The organism is Bacillus sp. FSL W7-1346 (assembly GCF_038593335.1).
GTDB classification, from domain to species: Bacteria; Bacillota; Bacilli; order Bacillales; family Bacillaceae; genus Bacillus; species Bacillus altitudinis.
This window is the reverse complement of sequence record NZ_CP151988.1, coordinates 2,417,517-2,444,028: the sequence shown is the minus strand read 5'-3', so window position 1 is coordinate 2,444,028 and position 26,512 is coordinate 2,417,517. Positions and strand designations below refer to the sequence as shown.

Annotated in this window: 24 protein-coding genes, 1 other RNA gene and 1 other annotated feature; of the genes, 21 read left to right on the top strand and 4 right to left on the bottom strand. The window is 42.3% G+C overall.

The features are described from left to right. Nucleotides 1-33 precede the first annotated feature (33 nt). From queA to yajC, 3 genes are read left to right on the top strand one after another with little or no spacing between them, the layout of a single operon-like run. Nucleotides 34-1,062 (top strand): tRNA preQ1(34) S-adenosylmethionine ribosyltransferase-isomerase QueA, encoded by a 1,029-nt coding sequence (gene queA, locus NST09_RS12625; protein ID WP_046344118.1) that lies wholly within the window; start codon nucleotides 34-36, stop codon nucleotides 1,060-1,062. 31 nt (nucleotides 1,063-1,093) lie between these two features. Then, on the top strand, nucleotides 1,094-2,239 hold the full coding sequence (gene tgt, locus NST09_RS12620) for a tRNA guanosine(34) transglycosylase Tgt (RefSeq protein ID WP_008342748.1): 1,146 nt from the start codon (nucleotides 1,094-1,096) through the stop codon (nucleotides 2,237-2,239). A gap of 47 nt (nucleotides 2,240-2,286) precedes the next feature. Next, nucleotides 2,287-2,553, top strand: a complete 267-nt coding sequence (gene yajC, locus NST09_RS12615; protein WP_003216659.1) for a preprotein translocase subunit YajC — start codon at nucleotides 2,287-2,289, stop codon at nucleotides 2,551-2,553. A 49-nt stretch (nucleotides 2,554-2,602) separates the two neighbouring features. Here the strand turns inward: yajC and NST09_RS12610 are convergent, their stop codons facing one another. Continuing rightward, a complete protein-coding gene (locus tag NST09_RS12610) occupies nucleotides 2,603-2,980 on the bottom strand; it encodes a TIGR04086 family membrane protein (RefSeq protein ID WP_007501492.1) in 378 nt (125 codons plus the stop codon). A 165-nt stretch (nucleotides 2,981-3,145) separates the two neighbouring features. Between NST09_RS12610 and NST09_RS12605 the strand changes: the two genes are divergently transcribed. Continuing rightward, nucleotides 3,146-3,808 carry a DUF421 domain-containing protein gene (locus NST09_RS12605; RefSeq protein WP_056705838.1) on the top strand — a complete coding sequence of 221 codons (663 nt, stop codon included), beginning with the start codon at nucleotides 3,146-3,148 and terminating at the stop codon, nucleotides 3,806-3,808. A 1-nt stretch (nucleotide 3,809) separates the two neighbouring features. Here the strand turns inward: NST09_RS12605 and spoVB are convergent, their stop codons facing one another. Then, complete coding sequence (spoVB, locus tag NST09_RS12600) at nucleotides 3,810-5,360, bottom strand: stage V sporulation protein B (protein WP_056705836.1); 1,551 nt, start codon at nucleotides 5,358-5,360, stop codon at nucleotides 3,810-3,812. 116 nt (nucleotides 5,361-5,476) lie between these two features. Between spoVB and NST09_RS12595 the strand changes: the two genes are divergently transcribed. From NST09_RS12595 to dtd, 8 genes are all read left to right on the top strand, one after another. Next, entirely contained in the window at nucleotides 5,477-5,773 is a 297-nt protein-coding gene (locus NST09_RS12595; RefSeq protein ID WP_003216788.1) for a post-transcriptional regulator, read from the top strand. Between the two features lie 41 nt (nucleotides 5,774-5,814). Next, the gene (gene secDF / locus NST09_RS12590) at nucleotides 5,815-8,043 is read left to right on the top strand and encodes a protein translocase subunit SecDF (protein ID WP_081114279.1); all 2,229 of its coding nucleotides are present in this window, start codon (nucleotides 5,815-5,817) and stop codon (nucleotides 8,041-8,043) included. Between the two features lie 199 nt (nucleotides 8,044-8,242). Beyond that, a complete protein-coding gene (locus NST09_RS12585; protein WP_008342734.1) occupies nucleotides 8,243-8,731 on the top strand; it encodes a cation:proton antiporter regulatory subunit in 489 nt (162 codons plus the stop codon). A gap of 99 nt (nucleotides 8,732-8,830) precedes the next feature. Further along, complete coding sequence (locus NST09_RS12580) at nucleotides 8,831-9,187, top strand: lipopolysaccharide assembly LapA domain-containing protein (RefSeq protein ID WP_017367707.1); 357 nt, start codon at nucleotides 8,831-8,833, stop codon at nucleotides 9,185-9,187. An 81-nt stretch (nucleotides 9,188-9,268) separates the two neighbouring features. Next, the gene (gene recJ, locus NST09_RS12575) at nucleotides 9,269-11,602 is read left to right on the top strand and encodes a single-stranded-DNA-specific exonuclease RecJ (RefSeq protein ID WP_039167070.1); all 2,334 of its coding nucleotides are present in this window, start codon (nucleotides 9,269-9,271) and stop codon (nucleotides 11,600-11,602) included. Between the two features lie 23 nt (nucleotides 11,603-11,625). Beyond that, nucleotides 11,626-12,138 carry an adenine phosphoribosyltransferase gene (locus tag NST09_RS12570; RefSeq protein WP_008342729.1) on the top strand — a complete coding sequence of 171 codons (513 nt, stop codon included), beginning with the start codon at nucleotides 11,626-11,628 and terminating at the stop codon, nucleotides 12,136-12,138. Between the two features lie 142 nt (nucleotides 12,139-12,280). Further along, the gene (locus tag NST09_RS12565) at nucleotides 12,281-14,491 is read left to right on the top strand and encodes a bifunctional (p)ppGpp synthetase/guanosine-3',5'-bis(diphosphate) 3'-pyrophosphohydrolase (protein ID WP_008342726.1); all 2,211 of its coding nucleotides are present in this window, start codon (nucleotides 12,281-12,283) and stop codon (nucleotides 14,489-14,491) included. Between the two features lie 18 nt (nucleotides 14,492-14,509). After that, on the top strand, nucleotides 14,510-14,953 hold the full coding sequence (gene dtd, locus NST09_RS12560) for a D-aminoacyl-tRNA deacylase (RefSeq protein ID WP_048003401.1): 444 nt from the start codon (nucleotides 14,510-14,512) through the stop codon (nucleotides 14,951-14,953). Nucleotides 14,954-15,050: 97 nt separating this feature from the next. Here dtd and NST09_RS12555 read toward each other — a convergent pair whose 3' ends face one another. Continuing rightward, a complete protein-coding gene (locus NST09_RS12555; RefSeq protein WP_144739860.1) occupies nucleotides 15,051-16,631 on the bottom strand; it encodes an SH3 domain-containing protein in 1,581 nt (526 codons plus the stop codon). Nucleotides 16,632-16,768: 137 nt separating this feature from the next. Between NST09_RS12555 and NST09_RS12550 the strand changes: the two genes are divergently transcribed. The 5 genes from NST09_RS12550 to NST09_RS12530 all read left to right on the top strand — a co-directional run bounded on the left by NST09_RS12550 (nucleotide 16,769) and on the right by NST09_RS12530 (nucleotide 21,498). Next, on the top strand, nucleotides 16,769-16,939 hold the full coding sequence (locus NST09_RS12550; protein ID WP_003216250.1) for a YrzK family protein: 171 nt from the start codon (nucleotides 16,769-16,771) through the stop codon (nucleotides 16,937-16,939). A 58-nt stretch (nucleotides 16,940-16,997) separates the two neighbouring features. Continuing rightward, nucleotides 16,998-17,237 (top strand) — a binding site (T-box leader). Nucleotides 17,238-17,310: 73 nt separating this feature from the next. Next, on the top strand, nucleotides 17,311-18,585 hold the full coding sequence (hisS, locus tag NST09_RS12545; protein ID WP_017358112.1) for a histidine--tRNA ligase: 1,275 nt from the start codon (nucleotides 17,311-17,313) through the stop codon (nucleotides 18,583-18,585). An 18-nt stretch (nucleotides 18,586-18,603) separates the two neighbouring features. Beyond that, nucleotides 18,604-20,382, top strand: a complete 1,779-nt coding sequence (aspS, locus tag NST09_RS12540; RefSeq protein WP_026050119.1) for an aspartate--tRNA ligase — start codon at nucleotides 18,604-18,606, stop codon at nucleotides 20,380-20,382. Between the two features lie 77 nt (nucleotides 20,383-20,459). Beyond that, nucleotides 20,460-20,640, top strand: a non-coding RNA gene (ssrS, locus tag NST09_RS12535) — 6S RNA. A gap of 93 nt (nucleotides 20,641-20,733) precedes the next feature. Then, nucleotides 20,734-21,498, top strand: coding sequence for a tRNA threonylcarbamoyladenosine dehydratase (locus NST09_RS12530; RefSeq protein WP_008342718.1), 765 nt, complete (start codon nucleotides 20,734-20,736; stop codon nucleotides 21,496-21,498). A gap of 32 nt (nucleotides 21,499-21,530) precedes the next feature. Here the strand turns inward: NST09_RS12530 and NST09_RS12525 are convergent, their stop codons facing one another. Further along, complete coding sequence (locus NST09_RS12525) at nucleotides 21,531-22,796, bottom strand: replication-associated recombination protein A (RefSeq protein ID WP_017358110.1); 1,266 nt, start codon at nucleotides 22,794-22,796, stop codon at nucleotides 21,531-21,533. 207 nt (nucleotides 22,797-23,003) lie between these two features. On the opposite strand from NST09_RS12525, the gene NST09_RS12520 reads away from it, so the two are divergent. The 4 genes from NST09_RS12520 to NST09_RS12505 all read left to right on the top strand — a co-directional run bounded on the left by NST09_RS12520 (nucleotide 23,004) and on the right by NST09_RS12505 (nucleotide 26,512). Then, a complete protein-coding gene (locus tag NST09_RS12520) occupies nucleotides 23,004-23,423 on the top strand; it encodes an Rrf2 family transcriptional regulator (protein ID WP_008342713.1) in 420 nt (139 codons plus the stop codon). An 18-nt stretch (nucleotides 23,424-23,441) separates the two neighbouring features. Continuing rightward, nucleotides 23,442-24,584: a cysteine desulfurase family protein gene (locus NST09_RS12515; protein WP_008342711.1), complete on the top strand. Its 1,143-nt coding sequence runs from the start codon at nucleotides 23,442-23,444 to the stop codon at nucleotides 24,582-24,584. Nucleotides 24,585-24,678: 94 nt separating this feature from the next. Next, the gene (gene mnmA / locus NST09_RS12510) at nucleotides 24,679-25,797 is read left to right on the top strand and encodes a tRNA 2-thiouridine(34) synthase MnmA (protein ID WP_008342709.1); all 1,119 of its coding nucleotides are present in this window, start codon (nucleotides 24,679-24,681) and stop codon (nucleotides 25,795-25,797) included. Between the two features lie 61 nt (nucleotides 25,798-25,858). Next, a complete protein-coding gene (locus tag NST09_RS12505; protein ID WP_045034108.1) occupies nucleotides 25,859-26,512 on the top strand; it encodes a tetratricopeptide repeat protein in 654 nt (217 codons plus the stop codon).

The following is a 26,512-nucleotide window of genomic DNA, read 5'->3' as shown; positions in this document are numbered from 1 at the left end:
GTTAACTAGTTAACTACAGAATAGGTGAAGGAAATGAAGTTAGAACTATTTGATTTTGATTTACCAGAAAGATTGATTGCACAAGTGCCGCTTGAAAAACGAGATGCATCAAGACTGATGGTCTTAAATAAACAAACAGGTGGCATCACACATGATACATTCTCGCAAATCACAGATTACTTTCAAAAGGGTGATTGTCTCGTTTTAAACAATACACGTGTATTGCCTGCACGTCTGTTTGGAACGAAAGAGGATACGGGTGCTAAAGTGGAGCTGCTTCTTTTGAAACAAGAAGAAGGAGACAAATGGGAAACGCTCGTGAAACCAGCAAAACGTGTGAAAAACGGAACAGTCATTACATTTGGTGATGGACGATTAAAAGCGGTATGTACAGAAGAACTGGAACATGGCGGAAGAAAAGTTGAGTTTCAGTATACAGGCATTTTTTATGAAGTACTTGAATCCTTAGGTGAAATGCCGCTGCCTCCGTACATTAAAGAGCAGCTTGACGATCGTGAGCGTTATCAAACCGTTTATTCCAAAGAGGTTGGTTCGGCTGCTGCGCCTACTGCCGGTCTTCACTTTACAAATGAACTGCTGGATGCACTGAAAGCAAAAGGAGTGCATATTGCGTTTATTACGCTCCATGTAGGGCTTGGCACATTTCGACCGGTCAGTGCTGAACGCATTGAAGAACATGAAATGCACGCAGAGTTTTACGAAATGAATGAAGAAACGGCAGAAGAACTTAATCGCGTGCGCAAAGAAGGCGGACGGATTATTTCAGTCGGAACAACTTCGACAAGAACGCTTGAAACCATTGCAAGTGCTTATGATGGTGAATTCAAAGCGTCAAGCGGCTGGACGTCGATTTTTATTTATCCAGGCTACACATTTAAGGCAATTGATGGCATGATCACGAATTTCCACTTGCCAAAATCGTCTTTAATTATGCTTGTCAGTGCATTAGCTGGACGAGAACACGTCCTAAAAGCGTACAATGAGGCTGTAAAAGAGGAATACCGATTCTTCAGTTTTGGCGATGCCATGCTGATTCAATAACATCATACAACAAAGACAGGAGGGCTCATTTTTGTCGCAATTACCGATACGTTATGAGTTCATTAAATCATGCAAACAAACAGGTGCACGTCTTGGACGCGTTCATACACCGCACGGCTCCTTTGAAACACCTGTATTTATGCCAGTTGGTACACTGGCTACAGTGAAAACAATGGCGCCTGAAGAGTTAAAAGCAATGGAAGCAGGCATCATTTTAAGCAATACGTATCATCTATGGCTGCGCCCGGGGCATGACATTGTCAAAGAAGCAGGCGGCCTGCACAAATTTATGAACTGGGATCGAGCGATTCTAACAGATTCAGGCGGTTTCCAAGTGTTTTCTTTGAGTGAATTTAGAAAAATTGAAGAAGAAGGCGTTCACTTCCGTAATCACTTAAATGGAGATAAGTTGTTCCTTTCTCCTGAAAAAGCGATGGAGATTCAAAATGCGCTCGGCTCAGATATTATGATGGCATTTGACGAATGCCCTCCGTATCCAGCAGAGTACGATTATATGAAACGTTCTGTAGAGCGGACAAGCAGATGGGCAGAGCGCTGCTTAACAGCGCACCAGCGTCCAGAGGATCAAGGGCTGTTTGGCATTGTGCAGGGCGGAGAATACGAAGAGCTTCGTAAACAAAGTGCAAAAGATCTTGTTTCACTTGATTTCCCAGGCTACGCCATTGGAGGTTTATCTGTTGGTGAACCAAAAGATGTGATGAACCGTGTGCTGGAGTTCACAACGCCATTTTTACCGGATGACAAGCCAAGATACTTAATGGGTGTTGGCTCACCAGATTCATTAATTGACGGCGCGATTCGCGGTGTCGATATGTTTGACTGTGTATTGCCGACGCGAATTGCCAGAAACGGTACGCTCATGACAAGTGAAGGACGCCTTGTTGTGAAAAATGCTAAATATGAGCGTGATTTCAGACCAATCGATGAAAACTGTGACTGCTACACATGTAAAAATTACACACGCGCTTATATTAGACATTTGATCCGTACAAATGAGACGTTCGGAATTCGATTAACAACTTATCATAATCTTCATTTTCTGTTAAAATTAATGGAGCAAGTGAGAGAAGCTATCCGTGAGGATCGTTTAGGTGACTTTAGAGAAGAGTTTTTTGAGCGTTATGGCTTTAACAAACCGAATGCGAAAAACTTTTAACGCATAAACGAAAAGCTTTACAATGCTTTAGAAAGGGGTGAGATAGAATGGATGGTGGTATGGGTTCAATCATTATGATTGTTGTCATGTTTGCTGTGCTTTACTTCTTGTTAATCCGTCCACAGCAAAAGCAACAAAAAGCTGTGCGTCAGATGCAGCAATCTTTATCAAAAGGCGATAAAATCGTCACAATCGGTGGTTTACACGGTGAAATCGACTACATTGATGAATCAAAAGTGGTCATTAAAACAAGCGAAAACAACCGTTTAACTTTCGACCGACGTGCTATTAGAGAATTAGCTGACAAAGGTTAATCCTCCAATACATAGCGATAAAAAAAGAGCGATATCATTCGCTCTTTTTTTATTTGCCCCGAAGATTAACGCCAATCATTCCCCCTAGCATACAAATTCCCAAAAAGGCTGCATGATAGATGAATTGTTCTGGTGAAAAGGTTTCTCCAAACCCTAAATATTGAAATAAAAAGACAGTGAGTGAAAAGATAAAAGAGGTCATGGCGCCAATGAGCCAGCCTCGTTCCTTTGCTTTCCCTCCAGAAATCATTCCTCCTAGAAAAAGTGCCGCAAAGGACAAGATCATGATCATCCATTTAAACGATGATTCCTGCATACTTGTGAAGGTAAGCATCAGTGATACAAGTAAGCTTGTCACAATCATCACGACAAAAATAGCAATTAAGCCAGATAAAATGCCTTTTCCTATTTGTTTCGTTTCCTGCATGTGATTCGTCTCCTCTCCAATTGACCGAAGCTTGTCTTTTACTAAAATGTATTCACGGAGAAGAAAAAATAGACATGTTTCTCGTGATAAAAACCGAGGCTTTCTTTTCTACATAAATAAAGTGTTTTGACACAAGCTATGGTGGAGAAGGAGGGTTTACATCATATGCAGGACATCTTAATTATCTCCATGAGAACGATCATTTTATATTTTCTCATTTGGTTTATTTTTCGTTTAATGGGCAAAAGGGAGATTGGGGAACTGAGTATTTTAGATCTTGTTATTTTTATGATGATCGCTGAAATTGCGGTGCTCGCCATAGAAGAAGTTGAGGATCACATGTTACATACAGTATGGCCGATCCTGCTGTTAACCTTCATTCAAATCACCCTTGCCTATTTGTCATTAAAATTTCAAGGTGTCCGTCGTTTTCTCGACGGTAAGCCGGCCCTGCTCATCATCAACGGAAAAATAGACGAGGGTGCGATGAGAAAACAGCGATACAATTTTGATGATTTGCTGATTCAATTAAGAGAAAATAACATCGATAGTATCCAGGATGTCTCATATGCCATCTTAGAGCCTTCAGGAAAGCTCGCCGTTGTTGAAAAAGAAAACAAGCGCAAACATGCAGCGCTTGAGCTCCCGCTTATTGCAGACGGTGTGGTTCAGCATGATCATCTCAAGCAGATCAACCATGATGAACAGTGGCTGATAAAGGAGCTTGTCAAAAGAGGCTATCATGACATCGAGCAAATCTCTTACTGCAGCTTTAATCAGAAGGATTTTTATATTGATTTGAAAGATGAAGTGATCAAGAAAGAATGAGCTAAAGCAGCTTCCCAATAAACGGGATGCGGCGTAGCTCTTCTCGTTTCACTAGCCCAAGACAGATTAATAGAATGACATACAGCATGCACGTCAAAAAGATCATCATGACAAGCTCTAAAGGTGCGGAAAAGAGTCCGCTCGCTTGATGTTTCATCCATAAGCTGACCGCCCCAGTACCGATGATCACAAGGACGCAAAGTCCATATTCTTTTAATGGTAAATGAATAGGCAGTACTTTACCGACAGTTGCCGCATGGAGCAACGTGACAAGAACGATGCCGATGAGTATCGCAAGCGCTGCGCCCATAATGCCAAAGCTTGGCTGTGAAGCAAGAACAAAGATCATACCTGTTTTCACAACAGCTCCTATCAAACTGTTGGTCATCGCTGCCCCCGCTAAATTTAATGCTTGAAGGACAGCCTGCAGCGGCCCTTGAAAGTAATAGAGCAAAAAGAAGGGGGCCATGAATTTTACATAGACAGCGGCATGAGATGAACCATACATGAAGAGGGTTAAATTTTCTGCATACACGAAAAGGATAATACATGAAATGCCCCCGCTTAATAAACAAAGGCGCATCGCCTGCTTGAGCCGGTATTCGACCGTTTTGCGTTTGTTCTGTTCCATCCCCTCACTAATCGCTGGAACTAGTGCGGTGGAGAGAGAATACGTGATAAAACTAGGAAGTGTCAAAAGGGTGAGCGCAAGTCCTGTCAATTCTCCGTACTGCCTTGTTGCTTCCACAGCTGCATAACCGGCAATCGCAAGGCTTTGCGCGACGACAATCGGTTCTAAAAACCACGAGATATTGCCGATGAAACGGCTGCCTGTCGTTGGCAGGGCAATACTCATGAGCTGTTTAAACGTATCCTTCCCATCATGAATTGCCTTGAAAAAACGTTTTCGGATACGGATGGTCTTTTTATAACGAAAGGCAATCAGTAAGTAAGCAAGTGAAATCATTTCCCCAATGACAGATGAAATCATGGCGCCTGCTGCTGCATATTCAATTCCATAAGGCAGGAACGCTGTTGTACATACTGCCACGAGTGAAATTCTTGCGACCTGTTCTAGTACTTGTGACATCGCAAGCGGGCTCATTTGCTGTCTTCCTTGGAAATAGCCCCTTAACACACTAGAGATCGCAATAACGGGTACGACTGGTGTAATGGCAAGCAGAGGATAGACCGTTCTAGGATCTGTCAGCATATTTTCCGCCATAATAGGGGCAAACCATAAAAAGAGCGGCGTGAAAATCAGGCTGAGTGTTCCTGTTATCGCAAGGGACATCACTAGAATGCGTTTTGTTTTCTGTTTGTCACCACGGGCTTCTGCTTCTGCGACTAGCTTACTAATCGCAACAGGAAGTCCGAATTGAGTTAGCGTCACGGCGAGAAAAAAGGTAGGCGCTGCCATCATATAAAGCCCTACGCCTTCTTCACCAATGAACCTTGCAATCACAATTCGATTGACAAAACCCAATATTCTTGTAATAAAACCTGCTAAAATTAAAATAATCGTCCCTTTTAAAAACGTTTGCTTCGTCAAATCACAGATCACCTGCCTTCTCAAACGACATAGAATCATATACAATAAGATATGCGTGTATATCGTCCAAGCATGACAAGTCTCTCGATAAAAAACTGAAAAGGGGGAGCCTCACATTGACACAACATCCGGCTGCTATATACAAAGACCATTTAAAGCCTTTTCTGTTCAGTAAGCTTGAAGAATTCATCGTTTTGGGCTATAAAGATGTAGATTTAGAGGAATTATGGTCATACTTAGAGAATAAGAAGTGGAAGAAAAAACAAGAGTATCCGATTCATGAAATGGTTGCAGATATTTTATCTGTGAAAATTGGCGAATTTATGAACTATGCAACCGTTCAGTCGTTTAAAACGTCTGCTTTTTTGGACAGTGAAGATGGCAAGAATATGCTGGACGAACTGTTGAAATAAGCCATCTAAATGGATTCAGGTGTTTAAGGAGGAAATACATAATGAAAAAAGGGCGCATACTTGCGTTTTTCTTAGTGGTTCTGTTAATCGGAACTGGTGTGGGCTTATTAACGAAGCCCGTTGCGAAAGATATGACGCTAGGGCTGGACTTACAGGGTGGATTTGAAGTTCTGTATGATGTACACCCAGTGAAAAAAGAAGACAAGATCACAAATGGTGTTCTCGTCAGTACAGTAGAGGCTTTAAACCGAAGAGCCAACGTGCTTGGGGTCAGTGAGCCGAACATTTCGATTGAAGGAAACAACCGTATCCGCGTACAGCTTGCGGGTGTAAAAGATCAAAACAGAGCACGGGAGATTCTATCGACTGAAGCACAGCTTTCCTTCAGAGATACGAATGACAAAGAGCTTCTAAACGGATCTGATCTTGTTGAAAATGGTGCAAAACAAACATTCAATCAAACGAATGAGCCGATCGTGACGGTCAAACTAAAGGATGCGAAAAAGTTTGGTGACGTGACAAAAAAAGTAGCGGCGATGGCACCAAACAATCAGCTTGTCATTTGGCTTGATTATCATAAGGGAGATTCCTTCAAAAAAGAAGTCTCTAAATCAAATCATAAGTATGTATCTGCGCCGAATGTAAACCAAGAAATTAACAGCAGTGACGTACAAATCGAAGGAAACTTTACGGTTCAAGAGGCAAAAGACCTTGCGAGCATTTTAAATGCCGGCGCATTGCCAGTAAAATTAACCGAAAAATATTCAACATCTGTGAGTGCACAGTTTGGTGAGCAAGCACTAAACGAAACAGTCTTCGCAGGAATTGTAGGAATCGCATTTATCTTCTTATTCATGCTGTTTTATTACCGATTACCAGGTCTTGTTGCTGTCATTACACTGTCAGCTTATATCTATATCACACTGCAAGTCTTTGACTGGATGGGTGCGGTCATGACACTGCCTGGAATCGCTGCATTGATTCTTGGGGTAGGGATGGCTGTCGATGCCAACATTATTACGTATGAGCGGATTAAAGAAGAGCTCAAGCTCGGTAAATCTGTCCGTTCTGCTTTCAGATCGGGTAACCGCAGATCATTTGCCACGATCTTTGATGCAAACTTAACAAGTATTATTGCCGGAGGGGTTCTGTTCTTCTTTGGAACAAGCTCTGTCAAAGGATTTGCAACCATGCTTATCCTATCGATTTTGACAAGCTTTATCACGGCTGTCTTCCTATCAAGATTCCTTCTTGGATTACTTGTAGAAAGCCGTTATCTCGACCGCAGAAAAGGCTGGTTTGGGGTTCGTCAGAAAGACATTATTGATATTCATGAAACAACTGAAAATACTGAACCGAAAACACCATTTGATAAATGGGATTTCGTCAGCAAACGTAAAGGCTTTATGATTTTCTCAGCAGCCATTACCATTGCTGGAATCATTGTGCTGTCGATCTTCAAGCTCAATGCAGGTATTGACTTTGCAAGTGGTACTAGAGTTGATATTCAAAGTGACCATAAACTGTCAACAGAACAGGTGGAGCAAGATTTTAAAAAGCTAGACCTTGAGACAGACAGTGTTGTGTTATCGGGTCAAAAAGAAAATCAAGCAGCAGCTCGATTTGTCGGTGTTCCGAATAAAGAAAAAATCGCTGAAGTGAAAGATTACTTCAAAGATAAATATGGAACGGAGCCTAACGTAAGTACAGTGTCTCCGACGGTTGGAAAAGAGCTGGCACGTAACGCATTATACGCTGTCATCATTGCTTCGATCGGGATTATCTTATATGTATCTATCCGATTTGAGTATAAAATGGCGATTGCAGCGATTGTCTCTCTTCTATACGACGCATTCTTTATCGTTGCCTTCTTTAGCATTACGCGTTTAGAGGTGGATGTCACCTTCATTGCAGCGATACTCACGGTCATTGGGTACTCAATCAATGACACGATTGTCACCTTCGACAGGGTGCGTGAGCAAATGAAGAAACGCAAACCGAAAACGATCGAAGATTTATCGTACATTGTGAATTTAAGTTTACAGCAAACCTTTACGCGTTCTGTGAACACCGTGCTCACCGTACTTGTTGTGGTGATTGCACTTCTCATTTTCGGTTCAGCATCTATTACAAACTTCTCCATCGCCTTACTTGTCGGACTATTAACAGGGGTGTATTCATCCCTTTACATTGCGGCACAAATTTGGCTGATATGGAAAGGTCGTGAGCTGAAAAAGCCGGCTAAAATCGACACAGAACAAGATATTTAAACAAGAAAGACTGCCAGCTTGGCAGTCTTTTTTTCATGCATCATACTTGTCATCGTCACAACAATAAGATGATATGTAAAAACATTTCGGGTTTCATTGATCTTGAAATGGTCTTTTGCTATAATGACATACGTTTAGATCAGTATAGAAAGCAAGTGTCCGTTTGGGCATTTGGCTTTTATTCATTGGAGGGGCTGTTATGAAGGTTCGGGAAACTGAACTGCCAGGTATCGGTCACAAAGCCGAAATGATCACAAGAAATAATGAGAAGCTTGCCATTATCACACATGATGACGGCAGAAGAGAGATGTATCATTTTCAAGAAGATGATCACGAAGAATGTATTTCTGGTATCTTGCTTAGCGATGAAGAAGCAAGACAAATCTCGGCTATTTTAGGCGGCATGGTCTATAAACCAAAAGCGCTTGAGACAGTGGAGGTGGCCATTGATGAACTCATCATTGAATGGTTTAAGATTGAAAAGAACGCACCGGCTGTTAACCAGACGATCGGAGACCTGAGTGTTCGCCAAAACTATCAAGTAACAGTCATCGCCATTGTGAGAAAATCACATGAGAAAATTTTAAATCCAGGACCAGATACGGTGATTGAAGAAGGAGACACCCTTGTCATCTCTGGAGAAAGAAAAGAATTAAAGAGCCTCATTAAAGAAAAACTCAGCAGCTAAGCGCCCATGCTGATAGAAAACCTTCCGCCATGTTCTTTCGGTGTTTAAAAAGGACAAGAAAGAGGGAAGAATAAAAGAAAAAGCTTGGGGGATTTGTAGATGAATAAACAACAATGGACCATCATACTCGCATTTATTTTCGTATTAATTGTCTCAGTATTTGCTGTTATTAACGTGCGGCCTGTACAGGTAGACTACTTATTTGGAACGGCTGAATGGCCGCTGATCCTTGTCATTATCGGTTCTGTTCTTATGGGCGGACTCATTGTGGCTTTTGCGGGGATTTTCCAAATTGTGAAACTAAAACGTGAATTAAAAACATTAAAAGCTGAACATGCAGCCGCTAAAGCAAGCCCTGCTTCTTCTCATAAAAAGGCGGACAAAGACGTTCAAAAGAAAACGAATGTCACACCTTTAAAAGAACAGCCAGCGTCTTTTGACCGGAAGGAAAAATAATCTTCCAGTACAATTTCATAAAATAAAAATTGAAACCCCTCAGTCCACTCTAGTATAATAGTGTGGTTGAGGGGTGAATTTATGTTATTATCCAAAATGCGTTGGGAATATGAACATCCTAGCGAAGAAAAAGTGAAATCACTCTCTGAAAATCTGAATATTTCAGCGCTGACTGCATCACTTCTTGTACAAAGAGGGCTCGAAGAAGTAGAAGAAGCGAGGTCTTTTTTATTTGATCAAAAAGCCGAATTTCATGATCCATTCTTATTAAAAGGAATGAAAGAAGCAGTAGAGCGCATCAACAAAGCGATCGAAGAGCAGGAATCGATTGTGATCTTCGGAGATTATGATGCAGATGGTGTGACAAGTACGTCTGTACTTTTACATACACTTAAAGAACGATCTGCGAAGGTAGACTTTTATATTCCAGATCGATTTAAAGAAGGATATGGGCCAAACGAACAGGCTTTCCGATATATCAAAGAGCAAGGAGCATCGCTTGTTATCACCGTGGATACAGGGATCGCTGCTGTAAATGAAGCACGTATTGCAAAAGAAATAGGATTAGACCTGATCATCACAGATCACCATGAACCAAGCGAGGAACTGCCTGAGGCACTTGCAATTGTACATCCTAAGCAGCCTGGGTGTGAGTATCCGTTTAAAGAGCTGGCGGGTGTCGGTGTTGCGTTTAAAGTGGCACATGCACTCCTCGGTAAACTCCCAGTAGAATTATTAGATCTTGCTGCAATCGGTACAATTGCGGATCTTGTCCCGCTGCATGATGAAAATAGATGGCTTGCAAAAAAAGGCCTAATGCAGCTTCGTCAATCTAGAAGGCCTGGGTTAAAAGCGTTATTAAAAGAAGCAGGCGCCACTCTTGAAGAAGCAAATGAGGAAACGGTCGGCTTTCAAATTGCGCCAAGGCTGAATGCTGTTGGAAGAATTGAGCAGGCAGATCCGGCTGTTCATCTTCTCATGACTGAGGATATGGATGAAGCAGAAGAACTCGCTCGTTTTGTACAAGAATTGAACAAAGAACGGCAGAAAATTGTGAGTACGATCACGGAAGAAGCCATTCAAATGGTCGAAGAGACAGGCGCTGACCAGTCTGCTATCGTCGTAGCAAAAGCTGGCTGGAATCCAGGCGTTGTCGGCATTGTTGCTTCAAAATTGACGGATACATTTTCTCGTCCGGCGATTGTGCTTGGAATAGACGAAGAAACGCAGATGGCGAAAGGGTCAGCACGAAGTATTCCTGGCTTTGATTTATTTTTCCATTTGAGCAAGTGCCGTGACATCCTGCCGCATTTCGGTGGACACCCGATGGCAGCAGGAATGACACTTCAAGCGGATGATGTTCCTTTACTTAGGGAAAGATTGAATCAATATGCAAATGAAACGTTGACAGAAGAAGATTTCATTCCAATTCAACGGGTCGATGCAGTATGTAAAGTGGACGAAATGACGGTGCAAGCCATTGAAGAAGTGGGGCTACTGTCCCCGTTTGGCATGCAGAATCCTAAGCCGTTCATTATGATTGAAGACGCCCAGCTTGAAGACATCCGAACGATCGGGGCCAATCAAAATCACATTAAAATGTCACTAAAAGACGAAGACAAGCTGCTCGACTGTGTCGGTTTTCACCAAGGCAAGCTAAAAGAAGAACTTGTCCCAGGGAGTCAAATTTCTGTCGTTGGTGAGGTCTCGATTAATGAATGGAATAACCGAAAGAAACCTCAGCTCATGCTAAAAGACGCTAGAGTCGATGAATGGCAGCTGTTTGATTTGCGCGGGAAAAAAGATTGGGAAAAGAAAGTATCAACACTTGATCCAGCAAAAACGATGGTCTTCTGTTTTGACGAAGAAACAAAAAAGCAATCGGAGCTGGTGGATATTCCGATTCACCTTATTGATGCAGAAAATGTATCCACGTTTGATGTGCAGGAAAAGTATGTGATCTTTGCCGATGTTCCTGCCGATGAACACTTGCTCAAGCTGCTTTTAGAAAATCAACAACCAGCAAGAATTTATACGGTGTTTCAGCGGAAAGAAGATCACTTTATGTCCTCATTCCCGAGCCGTGATCAATTCAAATGGTTTTATGGGTTCTTGTTCAAACGGGGAAGTTTTCCTATTAAAGAACAAGGCATGGAGCTTGCCAAACATAGAGGTTGGACAAAAGATACAATCATTTTTATGACAAAGGTGTTTTTTGAACTCGGTTTTGTTAAAATAGAGAATGGTGTGCTGTCAATAGTGCGTGATGCCCCTAAAAAAGATTTAACCGCATCATCGTCTTATACAGCAAAACAACGATTGATGGAACTCGATCAAACACTAACATATTCCTCAGCCAAAGAGCTGAAGGAATGGCTGAATAGCATGATGAGCGAAGTCTCACCTGTGCTTTGACGTACGAGGAGGAAAAGGAAAAGATGGATTTAAAACAATATGTGACAGTTGTACCTGACTACCCAAAGGAAGGTGTACAATTTAAAGATATTACAACGTTAATGGATAAAGGCGAAGTGTACCGTTATGCAACGGATCAAATCGTTGAATACGCGAAGGAAAGAGACATTGATCTCATTGTTGGACCTGAAGCGCGTGGATTCATTATTGGCTGCCCTGTAGCATACGCACTTGGTGTAGGTTTTGCCCCAGTTCGTAAAGAAGGAAAGCTTCCTCGTGAAGTCATCAAAGTCGATTACGGTTTGGAATACGGTAAAGATGTATTAACGATTCATAAAGATGCAATTCGTCCGGGTCAGCGTGTACTGATCACAGATGATTTGCTTGCGACAGGTGGAACGATTGAAGCATCCATCAAGCTGGTTGAGGAATTAGGCGGCGTTGTGGCAGGGATTGCATTTTTAATTGAGCTGACGTATCTTGATGGCAGAAAGAAGCTTGACGGTTACGACATCTTGACGTTAATGCAATACTAATGGAGTTTTACGCAAAAAGCACTCAGTAAGAAGGGTGCTTTTTTCCTATCAAAAATCTTTTAGCGGACTTCTTCTCTTTACATCTATCGAATTTTTCTTGATAATAAACTACAATACAGTTTTCATTTAAAAAGGTGATTCCATGGCGAACGAACAAGTTTTAACGGCGCAGCAGGTCATTGATAAGGCAAGAGAATACCTGTCCGCTGAACATATTCAATTTATAGAGCGTGCATACGAATATGCTGAAAATGCTCACAAGGAGCAATACCGGAAATCCGGTGAGCCCTATATTATCCATCCTATTCAAGTGGCGGGAATTCTTGTTGATCTTGAAATGGACCCTTCGACCATTGCTGGCGGCTTCTTGCATGATGTTGTCGAAGACACGGATGTGACATTAGAAGATTTAAAAGAGCATTTTAACGAAGAAGTAGCCATGCTTGTTGATGGTGTGACAAAGCTCGGAAAGATTAAATATAAATCACAAGAAGAACAACAGGCTGAAAACCATCGTAAAATGTTTGTTGCAATGGCGCAGGATATTCGCGTCATCTTAATTAAGCTGGCAGACCGTCTCCACAATATGAGAACACTCAAACACCTTCCGCAGGAAAAGCAGCGAAGAATCTCAAATGAAACCCTTGAGATCTTTGCACCGCTAGCGCACAGATTAGGGATTTCAAAGATTAAGTGGGAGCTTGAAGATACAGCCCTCCGCTATTTAAATCCGCAGCAATACTACCGGATTGTGAATCTCATGAAGCGTAAACGAGCGGAACGTGAGGAATACTTGGACGAGGTTGTCAATGAAGTAAAAGACCGCGTGTCTGAGGTGAACATTAAGGCTGAATTCTCCGGCAGACCGAAACATATTTATAGTATTTATCGAAAAATGGTCATGCAAAATAAGCAATTTAATGAAATATATGATTTGCTGGCTGTTCGTATTTTGGTTGACAGCATTAAAGACTGCTATGCGGTACTTGGTATTATTCATACGTGCTGGAAGCCGATGCCAGGCAGATTTAAGGATTATATTGCGATGCCAAAGCCGAACATGTATCAGTCTCTTCATACAACGGTGATTGGTCCAAAAGGGGACCCGCTTGAAGTTCAGATTCGTACAGTGGAAATGCACGAAATTGCGGAATACGGAATTGCGGCACACTGGGCGTATAAAGAAGGCAAAGAGTCAGCAGAATCGACGGAAGAAGCCGTTTTCCAGAAGAAGCTGTCTTGGTTTAGAGAAATTCTTGAATTCCAAAATGAATCCACAGATGCGGAAGAATTTATGGAATCGTTAAAAATCGATCTCTTCTCTGATATGGTGTTTGTATTTACACCAAAAGGAGACGTCATTGAGCTACCGTCTGGTTCAGTTCCAATTGATTTCTCATACCGGATTCATTCGGAAATTGGAAATAAAACAATCGGAGCCAAAGTCAACGGTAAAATGGTCACACTTGATCATAAGTTAAAAACAGGTGACATTATTGAAATTCTGACATCTAAGCATAGCTATGGACCAAGCCAGGATTGGGTCAAACTTGCCCAAACCTCCCAAGCGAAGCACAAGATCAGACAGTTTTTCAAGAAACAGCGCCGTGAAGAAAATGTCGAAAAAGGCCGAGAACTTGTGGAGAAAGAAATCAAAAACCTTGAGTTCGATGTTAAAGACATCTTGACCGCTGAAAATCTGCAAAAAGTGGCTGATAAATTTAATTTCTCAAATGAAGAGGACATGTATGCAGCCGTTGGTTATAACGGAATTACGGCACTCCAAGTGGCGAATCGTTTAACGGAAAAAGAAAGAAAACAAAGAGATCAGGAAGAACAAGAGAAAACCGTTCAAGAAGTGTCTGTAGAGTCAAAACCATATCACGGGAAAAAACGGGAAGCTGGCGTGCGAGTGAAAGGCATTGATAACTTGCTTGTCCGTTTATCTAAGTGTTGTAATCCTGTTCCTGGTGATAGCATTGTTGGTTTTATTACAAAAGGCCGTGGCGTATCTGTTCACCGTGATGACTGTCCGAACGTGAAGACAGGAGAAGCGCAGGAACGGTTAATCCCGGTTGAGTGGGAGCATGAACAGCCTGCTCGAAACCGTAAAGAATACAATGTGGAAATTGAGATATTAGGATATGACAGGCGCGGCTTACTTAATGAAGTGCTTCAAGCAGTCAACGAAACCAAAACGAACATCTCGTCGGTTTCTGGTAAGTCTGATCGTAACAAAGTGGCGACGATCCATATGGCGATCTTTATCCAAAATATTAACCATTTGCACAAAGTGGTAGAACGCATCAAACAAATCAAAGACATTTACTCTGTTCGCCGATTCATGAATTAGAAAGGAAGTATATCGTCTATGAGGCTTGTTGTTCAGCGTGTGACGAGTGCATCTGTGAAAGTAGGAGAAGAGATCACAGGTGCCATCAATGAAGGCTATATGGTGCTCGTTGGTGTTACACATGAAGACACAGAAGAAGATGTGCATTACTTAGCTGAAAAGCTCGCACACTTGCGTATTTTTGAAGATGAAAACGGGAAAATGAATCTTTCGTTATTGGATGTAAAAGGAAGCGTGCTGTCTGTATCTCAATTTACTCTTTATGGTGATACGAGGAAAGGCAGACGGCCGAACTTTATGAAAGCTGCCAAACCGGATGTGGCGAATTCACTTTACGAATGCTTCAATGAAACGCTTAGAGAAAAGGGCATCCATGTTGAAACTGGACGTTTTGGGGCGATGATGGACGTCTCATTGACCAATTCGGGGCCTGTCACCATGTTGATGGACAGCAAAGAATAGAAAGACATTAGACTGTAGATAAACTCTTGCTGAGAGTTTGTTTAGAGTCTTTTTCTTTTGCGATCAAACAAAAAAGAGGCGCAGCGGCCTCTTTTTTCTATCGGAAATATTGTTTTAATCCTTCTGTCATTCCTTCTGTCACTCGTTCTTGGTAAGAGGCGCTATAAATGATCGCTTCTTCTTGAGGATTGCTTAAATAGCCGAGTTCATATAAAAGGGAAGGGCGCTTGTTTTCTCTTAAAACAAAATAATCTCCAAATTTGACTCCTTTATCAGGGATCTGTGATCGTTTTGCGACTTCCGTATGAACGCTTGTCGCCAGGCTTTGATCTTTGGATGCCTGATAATAATATGCGGTGCTCCCTCTGATACTTGGGTCCATAAAACTATCATAATGAAGACTAATAAATGCATCTGCATTTCGGTAATGTGAAGTGGCAACCCTCGATTGAAGGCTGATGAATGTATCATCACTTCGTGTTAAATAGACATTTGCTCCAGAAGCTCTTAACTTACCCGCCAGCAAATGAGCGGTTTTGATCGTGATATTCTTTTCAAATGCACCGTCTGCGCCGATCGTGCCGCTGTCTTTTCCGCCATGCCCAGGATCAAGAACAATTGTTTTGCCTTTTAAAGATCCAGTGCCAGACGATGAATCCTGCTGAGGTCTTGGTGCTTCGCTGCTATTTTTCTTTGTTTGAACGACCCAGCTCGCCACGTAGCCTGTTCCGCCGTTTGATAATGTCACCTCGTACCAGTCACCTTGTGTACGAACAATTTGATAAGCAGCTCCTTTTGTTGCTCTTTCTGCAATTCCAGCAGAGGTAGAAGCGCTTTTTCTAATATTCGTTCCATCATAAACGATGTACGCTTTCTGATGAGATGACGAAGAGGAAGAATTCTTTTCAGGTGCTGCACTTGTTCCTTGGTTTGAGACAATATAATAACTTGCAACCCAGCCTTTAACGCCTTTTGCTTCGATTTCATACCAGCCATTTTGCTCCCGTAAAATGGTGACTTGAGTGTTGCGGGAAAGTGAAGCGGCCACTTGTGCATTTGGTGCCGCCGATTTTCGAACATTCAAGCTTGATACGCCAACTGTGCCGGACTGTTTAGAACGAGCGGGCTCAGCTGAACTGGATGAAGAAGCGTTTTGTCCGCCAGAAATATAATCAGAGTGGACCCAGCCTTCCGCTTGTTTGTACGATATTTTTGTCCATTCGCCGCTTGTGTCCAGCTTTTTAGCGGAAGCGCCTTGCGGGAAAGTGCCAATGACTTGATAGGAAGTCCCTGGGCCTGTCCGAATGCGAAGGTCAGAGGCTGTTGACGTAATCGAACTGCTTCCTTGCGTACTTTGACCTTGCGTCTTTTGCTTAGCAGGCTTTTGTGCATCAGATGACTTGGTAATCAGCCATGAGACGACCCAGCCTTTTTGTCCGTTCGATAGCCCGATCTGTACCCATTCTCCTTGTTCAGTGAGAATGGGATAGCTTTCTCCTCGTTTCACAACTGCTGCGATCCCGTAGCTTAAACCAGGTCCGGTTCGCACATTGATTTCATCTGTTGCAACGACAGCTTGATCTGTTTGAGCCGTCGCATGTGTCATTGGCCAAGTGCTGGCAATGAGGACAAAACAGGTGAGCAGCAACATGATGTGATGGTGTGTTTTTAGATTCAAAACGGTGTTTTCCCCTCCCTTGTAAAACCGATGAATGTTAATTCGTTATGTAATGGATGAATTCCTTGCAGTTTCCCTAATAAAAATGAATCAATCTGTTTATACTAGATAAAAATGTGATAAAAGGATGTACAAACATGAGATTAAGCAGAAAATTAGGACGAGTGCAATATAATGGACATCGTGATATCGATCGCTGGCAGCACGACGAAATGGATCAACCAGGCTTCCTTGAAGAAACGGCATCTGAATACGGATGCACGTCAAAAGAAGAGCTGGAAAAGAAAAAGAGGCACGGCAAGGGTTGACAGAGTGGCAGCACCGACCTTATTATAATATAAATCAACACACTTGAAAATTTAAAATGTGGAACTGATGATAGAGAATAGTAGGGTAAATTGCGTGAGCAGAGAGGAATCGCCTTAGGCTGAAAGCGAATCCGCATGGCATTTATCACGAAAGAACACTCTGTAGGTTTCCTGCTGAACACTCAAAAAATGAGTCATTAGGCGGAGAACGTGAATCTGCGTTAAGGATTTGAGCGGGAACATGGCAAGATCATGTTCCAACTAGGGTGGCACCACGGGTATAACTCTCGTCCCTACTATACACATAGTAGAGGCGGGGGTTTTTTATATGTCCACATAAAAAATGAATGATGGTCGTAGGAGGACGAAAAATGAGTTTTAATATTCCAAGAGGCACACAGGATATTTTACCGGGAGAATCAGAACGCTGGCAGTATGTTGAACAAATTGCGAGAGATACATGTGCAGCCTTTCAATACAAAGAGATTCGCACACCGATTTTTGAGCATACGGAACTGTTTGCACGAGGAGTAGGCGAGTCAACAGATATCGTTCAAAAAGAGATGTACACATTTGAAGACAAAAAAGGACGTAGCATCACACTTCGCCCAGAAGGAACAGCTTCAACTGTCCGTTCTTATGTTGAAAATAAACTGTTTGCACAGCCTGCACAGCCTACAAAGCTGTACTACATTGGACCAATGTTCCGCTATGAGCGTCCGCAAACGGGAAGATATCGTCAATTTTATCAATTCGGAATTGAAGCGATCGGTTCAAAAGATCCTGCCATTGATGCAGAGGTCATTTCATTAGCGATGAGTGTGTATGAGAAAGCGGGTCTTTCCAACTTAAAACTCGTCATTAACAGCCTTGGTGACAAAGAAAGCCGTGCAGATTACCGTCAAGCACTTGTCGAGCACTTTGAACCAAGAATTGATGAATTCTGTCACGACTGCCAAATTCGTTTACATCAAAATCCATTGCGTATTCTTGATTGTAAAAAGGACCGCGATCACGAACTGATGGCAACGGCACCATCCATTCAAGATTACTTAAATGAAGAATCACGGACTTATTTTGAAAAAGTAAAACAATACTTAACCGATCTAGGCATTGAATATGTCGTCGATCCGAACTTAGTGCGCGGTCTTGATTATTACAATCACACTGCCTTTGAGATTATGAGTAATGCAGAAGGCTTTGGCGCGATCACAACATTAGCCGGTGGCGGCCGTTATGATGGACTTGTTGAAGGAATTGGCGGTCCTGAATCACCAGGTATCGGCTTTGCGATGAGTATTGAACGTTTCCTATCAGCGATTGATGCAGAGAAGATTGAGCTTCCTGTTCAAGACGGCATTGATTTATATATTGCGGCATTAGGAGATCAAGCAAAAGATTATGCTGTTGGCTTATTGAATCGCCTAAGAAAAGAAGGCATTTCAAGTGAAATGGACTATACAGGGAAAAAGCTAAAAGCACAATTTAAAGCCGCAGACCGCTCGAAAGCCAAGTTTATTGCAGTTCTTGGTGAAGATGAGCTGGCGCAGCAAATTGTAAATGTAAAAGATACGACAACGGGTGAACAAATTGAAGTGAAGCTTGATGAGCTGATTCAAATGATGAAAGCCCACCAGAAAGCGTAAAGAAGGAGTGGAATGTTTGTGTTTGGTAGAACTTTTTATTGTGGAGAAGTAACAGAAGACCAAATCGGTCAAACAGTTGTATTAAAAGGATGGGTACAAAAACGTCGTGACCTTGGTGGATTAATCTTTATTGACCTGCGTGATCGTACAGGCATTGTGCAAGTTGTCTTTCATCCAGACCAATCAAAAGAGGCTCTTGAGACAGCAGAATCGATTCGTAATGAATATGTCCTTGATATTAAAGGGACAGTGGTCGCAAGAGAAGAAGCCACGATCAACCCAAATTTAAAAACAGGCAAAATTGAAATTCAAGTCGACACGGTCACTGTTTTAAATGAAGCCAAGACGCCTCCATTTGTGATTTCTGATCAAGCAGATGAGGTATCAGAAGATGTGCGCTTAAAATACCGCTACCTAGATCTTCGCCGTCCTGCGATGTTTGAAACGATGAAAATGCGACATGAAGTCACAAAAGCATTCCGCCATTTCTTAGATGATCACGGCTTTCTAGACATTGAAACGCCAATTTTAACAAAAAGTACGCCAGAAGGTGCACGTGACTATCTTGTGCCAAGCCGTGTACACGAAGGAGAATTCTATGCGCTGCCGCAGTCTCCGCAATTATTTAAGCAATTGCTCATGGTGTCTGGGATGGACCGCTACTATCAAATCGCTCGCTGCTTTAGAGATGAAGACTTACGTGCTGACCGTCAGCCGGAATTTACACAAGTCGATATTGAAATGTCCTTTATGAGTCAAGAAGACATCATGACGCTTGCTGAAGAGATGATGGCAAAGGTGATGAAAGATGTCAAAGGTGTTGACCTGACATTGCCATTACCTCGTATGACGTATGATGAAGCGATGAATTCCTATGGTTCTGACAAGCCAGATACCCGATTTGACATGAAGCTTGTCAACATTTCAGACACGGTAAAAGACTCAGATTTCAAAGTCTTCAGCGGTGCTGTAAACAATGGCGGAGCTGTCAAAGCGATTAATGTCAAAGGGGCTGCAGCAAACTACTCAAGAAAAGACATCGATGCACTTGGTGCATTTGCAGCGAACTATGGTGCAAAAGGTCTTGCTTGGCTAAAAGCTGAAGGGACAGAGTTAAAAGGACCAATCGCTAAATTCTTTGATGAGTCAAAACAAGCAGAATTAAAAGAACAGCTTCAAGTTGAAGAAGGCGACCTTTTACTCTTTGTTGCAGATAAGACGTCTGTTGTCCATGATGCGCTTGGCGCACTTCGCTTAAAACTTGGCAAAGAGCTTAAACTCATCGATGAATCTGTCTTCAATTTCTTATGGGTTGTCGATTGGCCGCTGCTTGAAAAAGATGAAGAAGAAGGCCGCTTCTATGCTGCCCACCATCCTTTCACAATGCCAGTTCGGGATGATCTTGAATTAATTGAAACAAGTCCAGAAGATATGAAAGCTCAAGCGTATGATCTTGTGCTGAACGGCTATGAGCTTGGCGGAGGTTCTATTCGTATTTTTGAAAAGGACATTCAAGAGAAAATGTTTGGTTTACTTGGCTTTTCTAAAGAAGAAGCGTACGATCAGTTCGGCTTCCTTCTTGATGCATTTGAGCATGGTGTGCCTCCGCACGGCGGAATTGCGCTTGGACTTGACCGCTTAGTGATGCTGCTTGCCGGCCGATCTAACCTAAGAGATACCATTGCGTTTCCGAAAACGGCAAGTGCAAGCTGTGTTCTCACAGATGCTCCTGGCACTGTAAGCGCAGCGCAGCTAGATGAACTGAGTTTGGCTATTAAAACAAAAGTAAAACAGTAAAATAGGCGCATGTTTATAGGCATGTAAACGCTTGAAAAAGGGACATGCCTATGATATGCTTTCATCAACCAATAAATAAAGTCCTGATACGTACGGTGGTTACCTAGTTTTGACCGAACATTTTTTTCTACGGGAGCTTGCCTTTCCTTTCTGCATAAATGCCTCTTCTGAGGACTTATAAAGTGAGGAAGAAAGCACCCACCTGCATGGTGCGGGGTTCAAAACGAAGGAAAAGCTGGCGGCGTGATCGGGACTTTTTTGTGTTTTTTTTCTATTTGAGAAGGATGACGGAGAACGCTGAATATGATATGATTCTTTCGATTCATTTTAAATAAAGGTGGAGTGAGGCACTTGTTACATCAGTTTTCAAGAAACGAGCTTGCCATTGGCAAGGAAGGCTTAAATATATTAAAAAACAGTACAGTTGCAGTGCTTGGAGTAGGCGGCGTAGGTTCTTTTGCAGTAGAAGCCCTTGCTCGTTCAGGTGTTGGCCGTATTGTTCTTGTTGATAAAGATGATATTGATATTACAAATGTAAATAGGCAGCTGCCAGCTTTGCTATCAACGGTTGGTCAGCCTAAAGTTGACTTAATGCAGGCAAGAATTGCTGACATTAACCCAGAATGTGAAGTTGTTGCGCTCAAAATGTTCTATACAGAAGAAACATATGAACAATTCTTTGAGTATCCGCTCGATTATGTCATTGATGCATCAGATACAATTCATTATAAAATTCATTTAATGAAAGAGTGCCTGAAACGCGATGTGAACATTATTTCGAGTATGGGTGCTGCAAATAAAACAGATCCGACACGTTTTAAAATTGATGACATCTCGAAAACACATACAGACCCAATTGCGAAAGTCGTCAGAACACGCCTGCGGAAGGAAGGCATTCGTAAGGGGATTGAAGTTATTTTCTCTGATGAAAGTCCGATTGTCATTCGTGAAGATGTGAGAAAAGAAGTTGGAAATGATGAAGCGAAAATTCGTAAGGCACAAATGCCGCCATCATCCAATGCGTTTGTTCCATCTGTGGCTGGACTGATCATGGGTGGTCATGTCATTATGAAACTGTTAAAAGATATTCCGATTACACGTGTGAAAGATAAATAAACAGCCCGCCTGCATAGAGCAGGGGGCTTTTTTTATTTTTGCCGTCTTAAATTTTCATACACTTGCTTTAGCGCACCTTCAAATTTTCCAGTTTGCTTTGGTTCATAATATTGCTTGTTTTTCAGCGGGTCAGGTAAATATTGCTGCTTCACCCAGCCATTTTCATAATCGTGCGGATATAAGTAATCGGCGCCCCTTCCAAGTGCAGCTGCCCCTTTATAATGGGCATCTTTTAAATGAACGGGAACTTCACCCATTTTCCCCGTGCGAATATCATGCAATGCCGCATCAATCGCTTGGTAAGCGGAGTTTGACTTTGGAGAAAGACACAGTTCAATCACGGCATTAGCGAGTGGAATTCGTGCTTCTGGGAAACCAACTCTCTCAGCTGTTTGAACAGCGCTTAACACACGTGGCCCTGCCTGCGGACTGGCTAGGCCAATATCTTCATAAGCCATCACAAGTAATCGTCTCGAAATGCTTTCAAGGTCTCCCGCTTCAATGAGTCTTGCAAGGTAATGAAGCGCAGCATCTGCGTCAGATCCTCTAATGGATTTTTGAAAAGCCGAGAGGACATCATAATGGGCATCACCGTTTTTATCATGCGAGAAGCTCTTTTTTTGTAAACATTCTTCTGCTGCAGCTAGAGTGATCGTGATCTGTCCAGATTCATCCGCTTTTGTCGATAAGACGGCTAGTTCAAGCGCATTTAAAGCGGAACGCACATCTCCTCCGCATCCATTTGCAAAATGATTCATTGCCTCCTCATCAACTTTGACCGAATAACCGCCAAGCCCGCGATGTTCATCCTGTAAAGCTCGAGATAATGCAGCTTTGATTTGTTCTGTTTCCAGCGGCTTCAGCTCAAATATTTGTGTCCGGCTACGGATGGCTGGGTTAATCGCATGATACGGATTAGCTGTTGTCGCGCCAATTAAAATAATCATGCCATTTTCTAAATACGGAAGAAGGAAATCCTGCTTCCCTTTATCGAGTCTGTGGACTTCGTCTAAAATCAAGATGACCTGACCACTCATTTTCGCTTCAGCGGCGACAGCTTCCATATCTTTTTTGTTATGAATCACCGCATTCAATGTACGGAAGGCAATGCTTGTACTGCCAGCGATTGCAGTGGCAATGGATGTTTTGCCGATTCCCGGCGGTCCGTATAAAATCATCGAGGACAAATGTTTTGCCTCGACCATTCGTCTAATAATTTGACCTTCTCCAACGAGATGCTCCTGCCCAATAATGTCTCCAATATGACTTGGGCGCATCCGATACGCTAAAGGTTTCATGATTATCTCTCCTAAAGCAATGTCTTGTTTGTATAGAGTACCGAAATTTCTTCAAATAGAAAAGGGATGCGTCCTCGTTTTGAGCTCAGAACCCGCAAATGAAAGTTGGCTAAAAGTATGATATAATTGCTTTTGGTCTATATAAGCGTATATGAAATCAGAAAAATAATTGATGACATAGAAATAGAAAACGCAGAGGTGTTTAACTTGAAAATTTCTACTAAAGGCAGATATGGTCTGACGATCATGATCGAATTAGCCAAAAAACATGGCGAAGGCCCTACATCATTAAAATCAATCGCTCAAAACAATGATTTGTCTGAGCATTATTTAGAGCAGCTTGTATCACCACTTCGCAATGCACGTCTTGTGAAAAGTATCCGTGGAGCGTATGGCGGCTATGTGCTTGCCCATGAGCCAAACGAGATTACAGCCGGTGATATTATTCGAGTATTAGAAGGACCTATTAGTCCTGTTGAAGTGATCGAAAACGAAGAGCCAGCAAAGCGTGCACTTTGGATTCGTATTCGTGATGCAGTAAAAGACGTACTAGACAATACAACTCTTGAAGACTTAGCAAGCTATAAAGATGATGAGGATCAAGAGGCGTATATGTTCTATATTTAGATCAGAGGTGTACCGGAAATGGAACGTATCTATTTAGATCATGCAGCCACAACGCCGATGGATCAGCGAATTGTGGACAAGATGATGCCTTACTTTACAGAGATATTTGGCAATCCCTCTAGTATTCATTCATATGGGCGCGAGGCAAGAAAGTGGCTCGATGAAGCAAGGGAAGTCATTGCAGGAGAATTACACTGTAAGCAGCAGGAGATCATCCTCACAAGCGGGGGAACAGAGGCAGACAACTTGGCCATTACAGGTGTTGCAATGGCAAGGCAGCATGAAGGAAAACATATCATCACAACAAAAACTGAGCATCATGCAGTGCTGCATACATGCGAACGCTTAGAGAAGCTTGGTTTTGATGTGACGTATTTAGATGTGGATCACACTGGATTGATTCATCTTGATCAATTAAAACAAGCACTAAGAGACGATACAATTCTGGTGACCATCATGTATGGCAATAACGAAACAGGTGTGATTCAGCCAATTAAAGAAATTGGTCAACTTTTACACGAACACACTGCTTATTTTCATACAGACGCTGTACAAGCATTTGGGACAATATCAATTGATGTCACAGAACTTCATATCGACCTCTTATCTGCGTCCGGTCATAAACTAAATGGCCCGATGGGAACAGGCTTTTTATACGTGAATGAGCGTGTAAAACTTTCTCCGCAGCTATTCGGAGGAGAACAAGAGAGAAAACGCCGTGCTGGTACTGAAAATGTGGCGGGAATCATTGGACTTGCAGAAGCAGTTCAATTAACAAAGCAAAATAGAAGAGAAAAAGCAGTGCATTATGGTAAGCTCAAAGAAGCGATGCTGCAAGTATTCGAAGAGGAATCACTCAATTTCTCTATCAATGGACATCCGAAAGAGACATTGCCGCATATTTTAAATGTCCACTTCCCGGGCGTTTCTATTGAATCGTTACTTGTGAACTTAGATATGGAAGGGATTGCTGTTTCAAGCGGGTCAGCATGTACGGCTGGATCTGTCCTTCCTTCGCACGTATTAAGCGCCATGTATGGTGAAGAAGCAAAAGAGCTGACATCCTCAGTCAGAATAAGCTTCGGTCTTGGAAATGAAGAGGAACATGTGAAGCAGGCGGCGCATAAGATAGCGGCTGTCGTGAAACGCCTAGCCAAATAAATGCTCCCTTTTGTTCGTGTGTGAAAAATGAAACAGCTAGGCACCTGAAGAACGAAACGCGCACGTTGTTTCATTGAAATTGGAGTTGATGAAGATGACAAAAAGACCTGAAGACACAAGAGTTGTGGTCGGTATGTCCGGAGGCGTCGATTCATCAGTTGCTGCGCTCATGTTAAAGGAGCAAGGCTATGATGTGATCGGCATATTTATGAAAAACTGGGATGACACAGATGAAAATGGTGTATGTACAGCAACGGAGGACTATGAGGATGTCATTCGTGTTTGTAACCAGATTGGAATCCCATATTATGCAGTGAATTTCGAGAAACAGTATTGGGACAAAGTGTTTCAATATTTTCTTGATGAATATAAAGCAGGCAGAACGCCGAATCCAGATGTCATGTGTAATAAAGAAATTAAGTTCAAAGCATTTCTTGAGCATGCATTGTCGCTTGGAGCGGATTATTTGGCAACAGGCCACTATGCCCGTGTCGACAGAACCGGCGATGAAGTGAAAATGCTAAGAGGTCTTGATACAAACAAAGACCAAACTTATTTCTTGAATCAGCTGACTCAAGAACAACTTGATAAAGTGTTGTTCCCAATCGGCGATTTAGAGAAAAAAAGAGTGCGTGAATTAGCGAAAGAAGCAGAGCTCGCAACAGCAACGAAAAAAGATTCTACGGGCATCTGCTTTATTGGGGAAAGAAACTTTAAAACGTTCCTTAGCCAATATTTGCCTGCACAGCCCGGTGTGATGCAGACAATGGACGGAGAAGTAAAAGGTGAACATGATGGACTCATGTATTACACGATCGGTCAACGCCAAGGACTTGGCATTGGCGGAAGCGGTGATCCGTGGTTCGTTGTTGGGAAGGACTTAGAGAAAAATATCTTATTTGTTGAACAAGGCTTCCACAATCCGCTTTTATACTCTGAAAGTATTTCAGCTGTTAACATCAGCTGGACTCGTCCTCATATTGTCGGCGAAAACGGTGAACTCACATGCACAGCAAAATTCCGATACCGTCAAGAAGACCATCATGTAAAAGTCAAAATGACAGGTGAGCAGGAAGCAATGGTGATCTTTGATGAACCCGTTCGTGCTGTCACTCCAGGACAAGCTGTTGTTTTTTATGATGGCGAAGAATGTCTTGGCGGCGGAACCATTGACGATGTCTTTAAAGATGGCCAAAAGCTGTCGTATGTGTAACATGTGTTAAAAACCTCAACGTCGCTGTTGAGGTTTTTTAATGAAAGGATGAAGAGAGCGAATGAATCATAACGAAATCGGTATTGAAGCTTTAAATCAAGGGAACATCGAACAGGCAGCTGAAGCTTTTACGAAAGCCATTGAAGAAAGCCCAAAGGACCCGGTTCCATATATTAACTTTGCGAATTTACTTTCAAGTGTTCATGAATTTGAACGTGCTTTGAACTTCTTTCAAAAAGCCATTGAACTTGATCATACAGCAGCTGCAGCCTATTACGGAGCAGGAAATGTCTATACGATGAAAGAAGACTTTATGAAAGCGAAAGACTATTTTGAGCAAGCGCTACAAGCTGGAATGGAAAACAGTGATTTGTTTTATATGTTAGGGCAGACACTGATGAAATTAGAGCAGCCGAAGCTTGCGATGCCTTATCTTCAGCGTGCAGTTGAGCTAAACGAAGAAGATAACGAAGCAAGATTTCAATTTGGTATGTGCTTAGCGAATGAACATCTGCTGGAGGAAGCGGTCGCAGTCTTTACTGAAGTGATTACGCGAGATTCGCAGCATGCAGACGCCTTTTATAATGCAGGCGTTGCGTATGCGTATTTAGAGAAAAAGGACGAAGCGCTTGAAATGCTAGGAAAAGCCATTGACGTGCAGCCTGATCATATGCTTGCATTGCATGCGCAAAAGCTAATTCAAGAGGCAGAATAA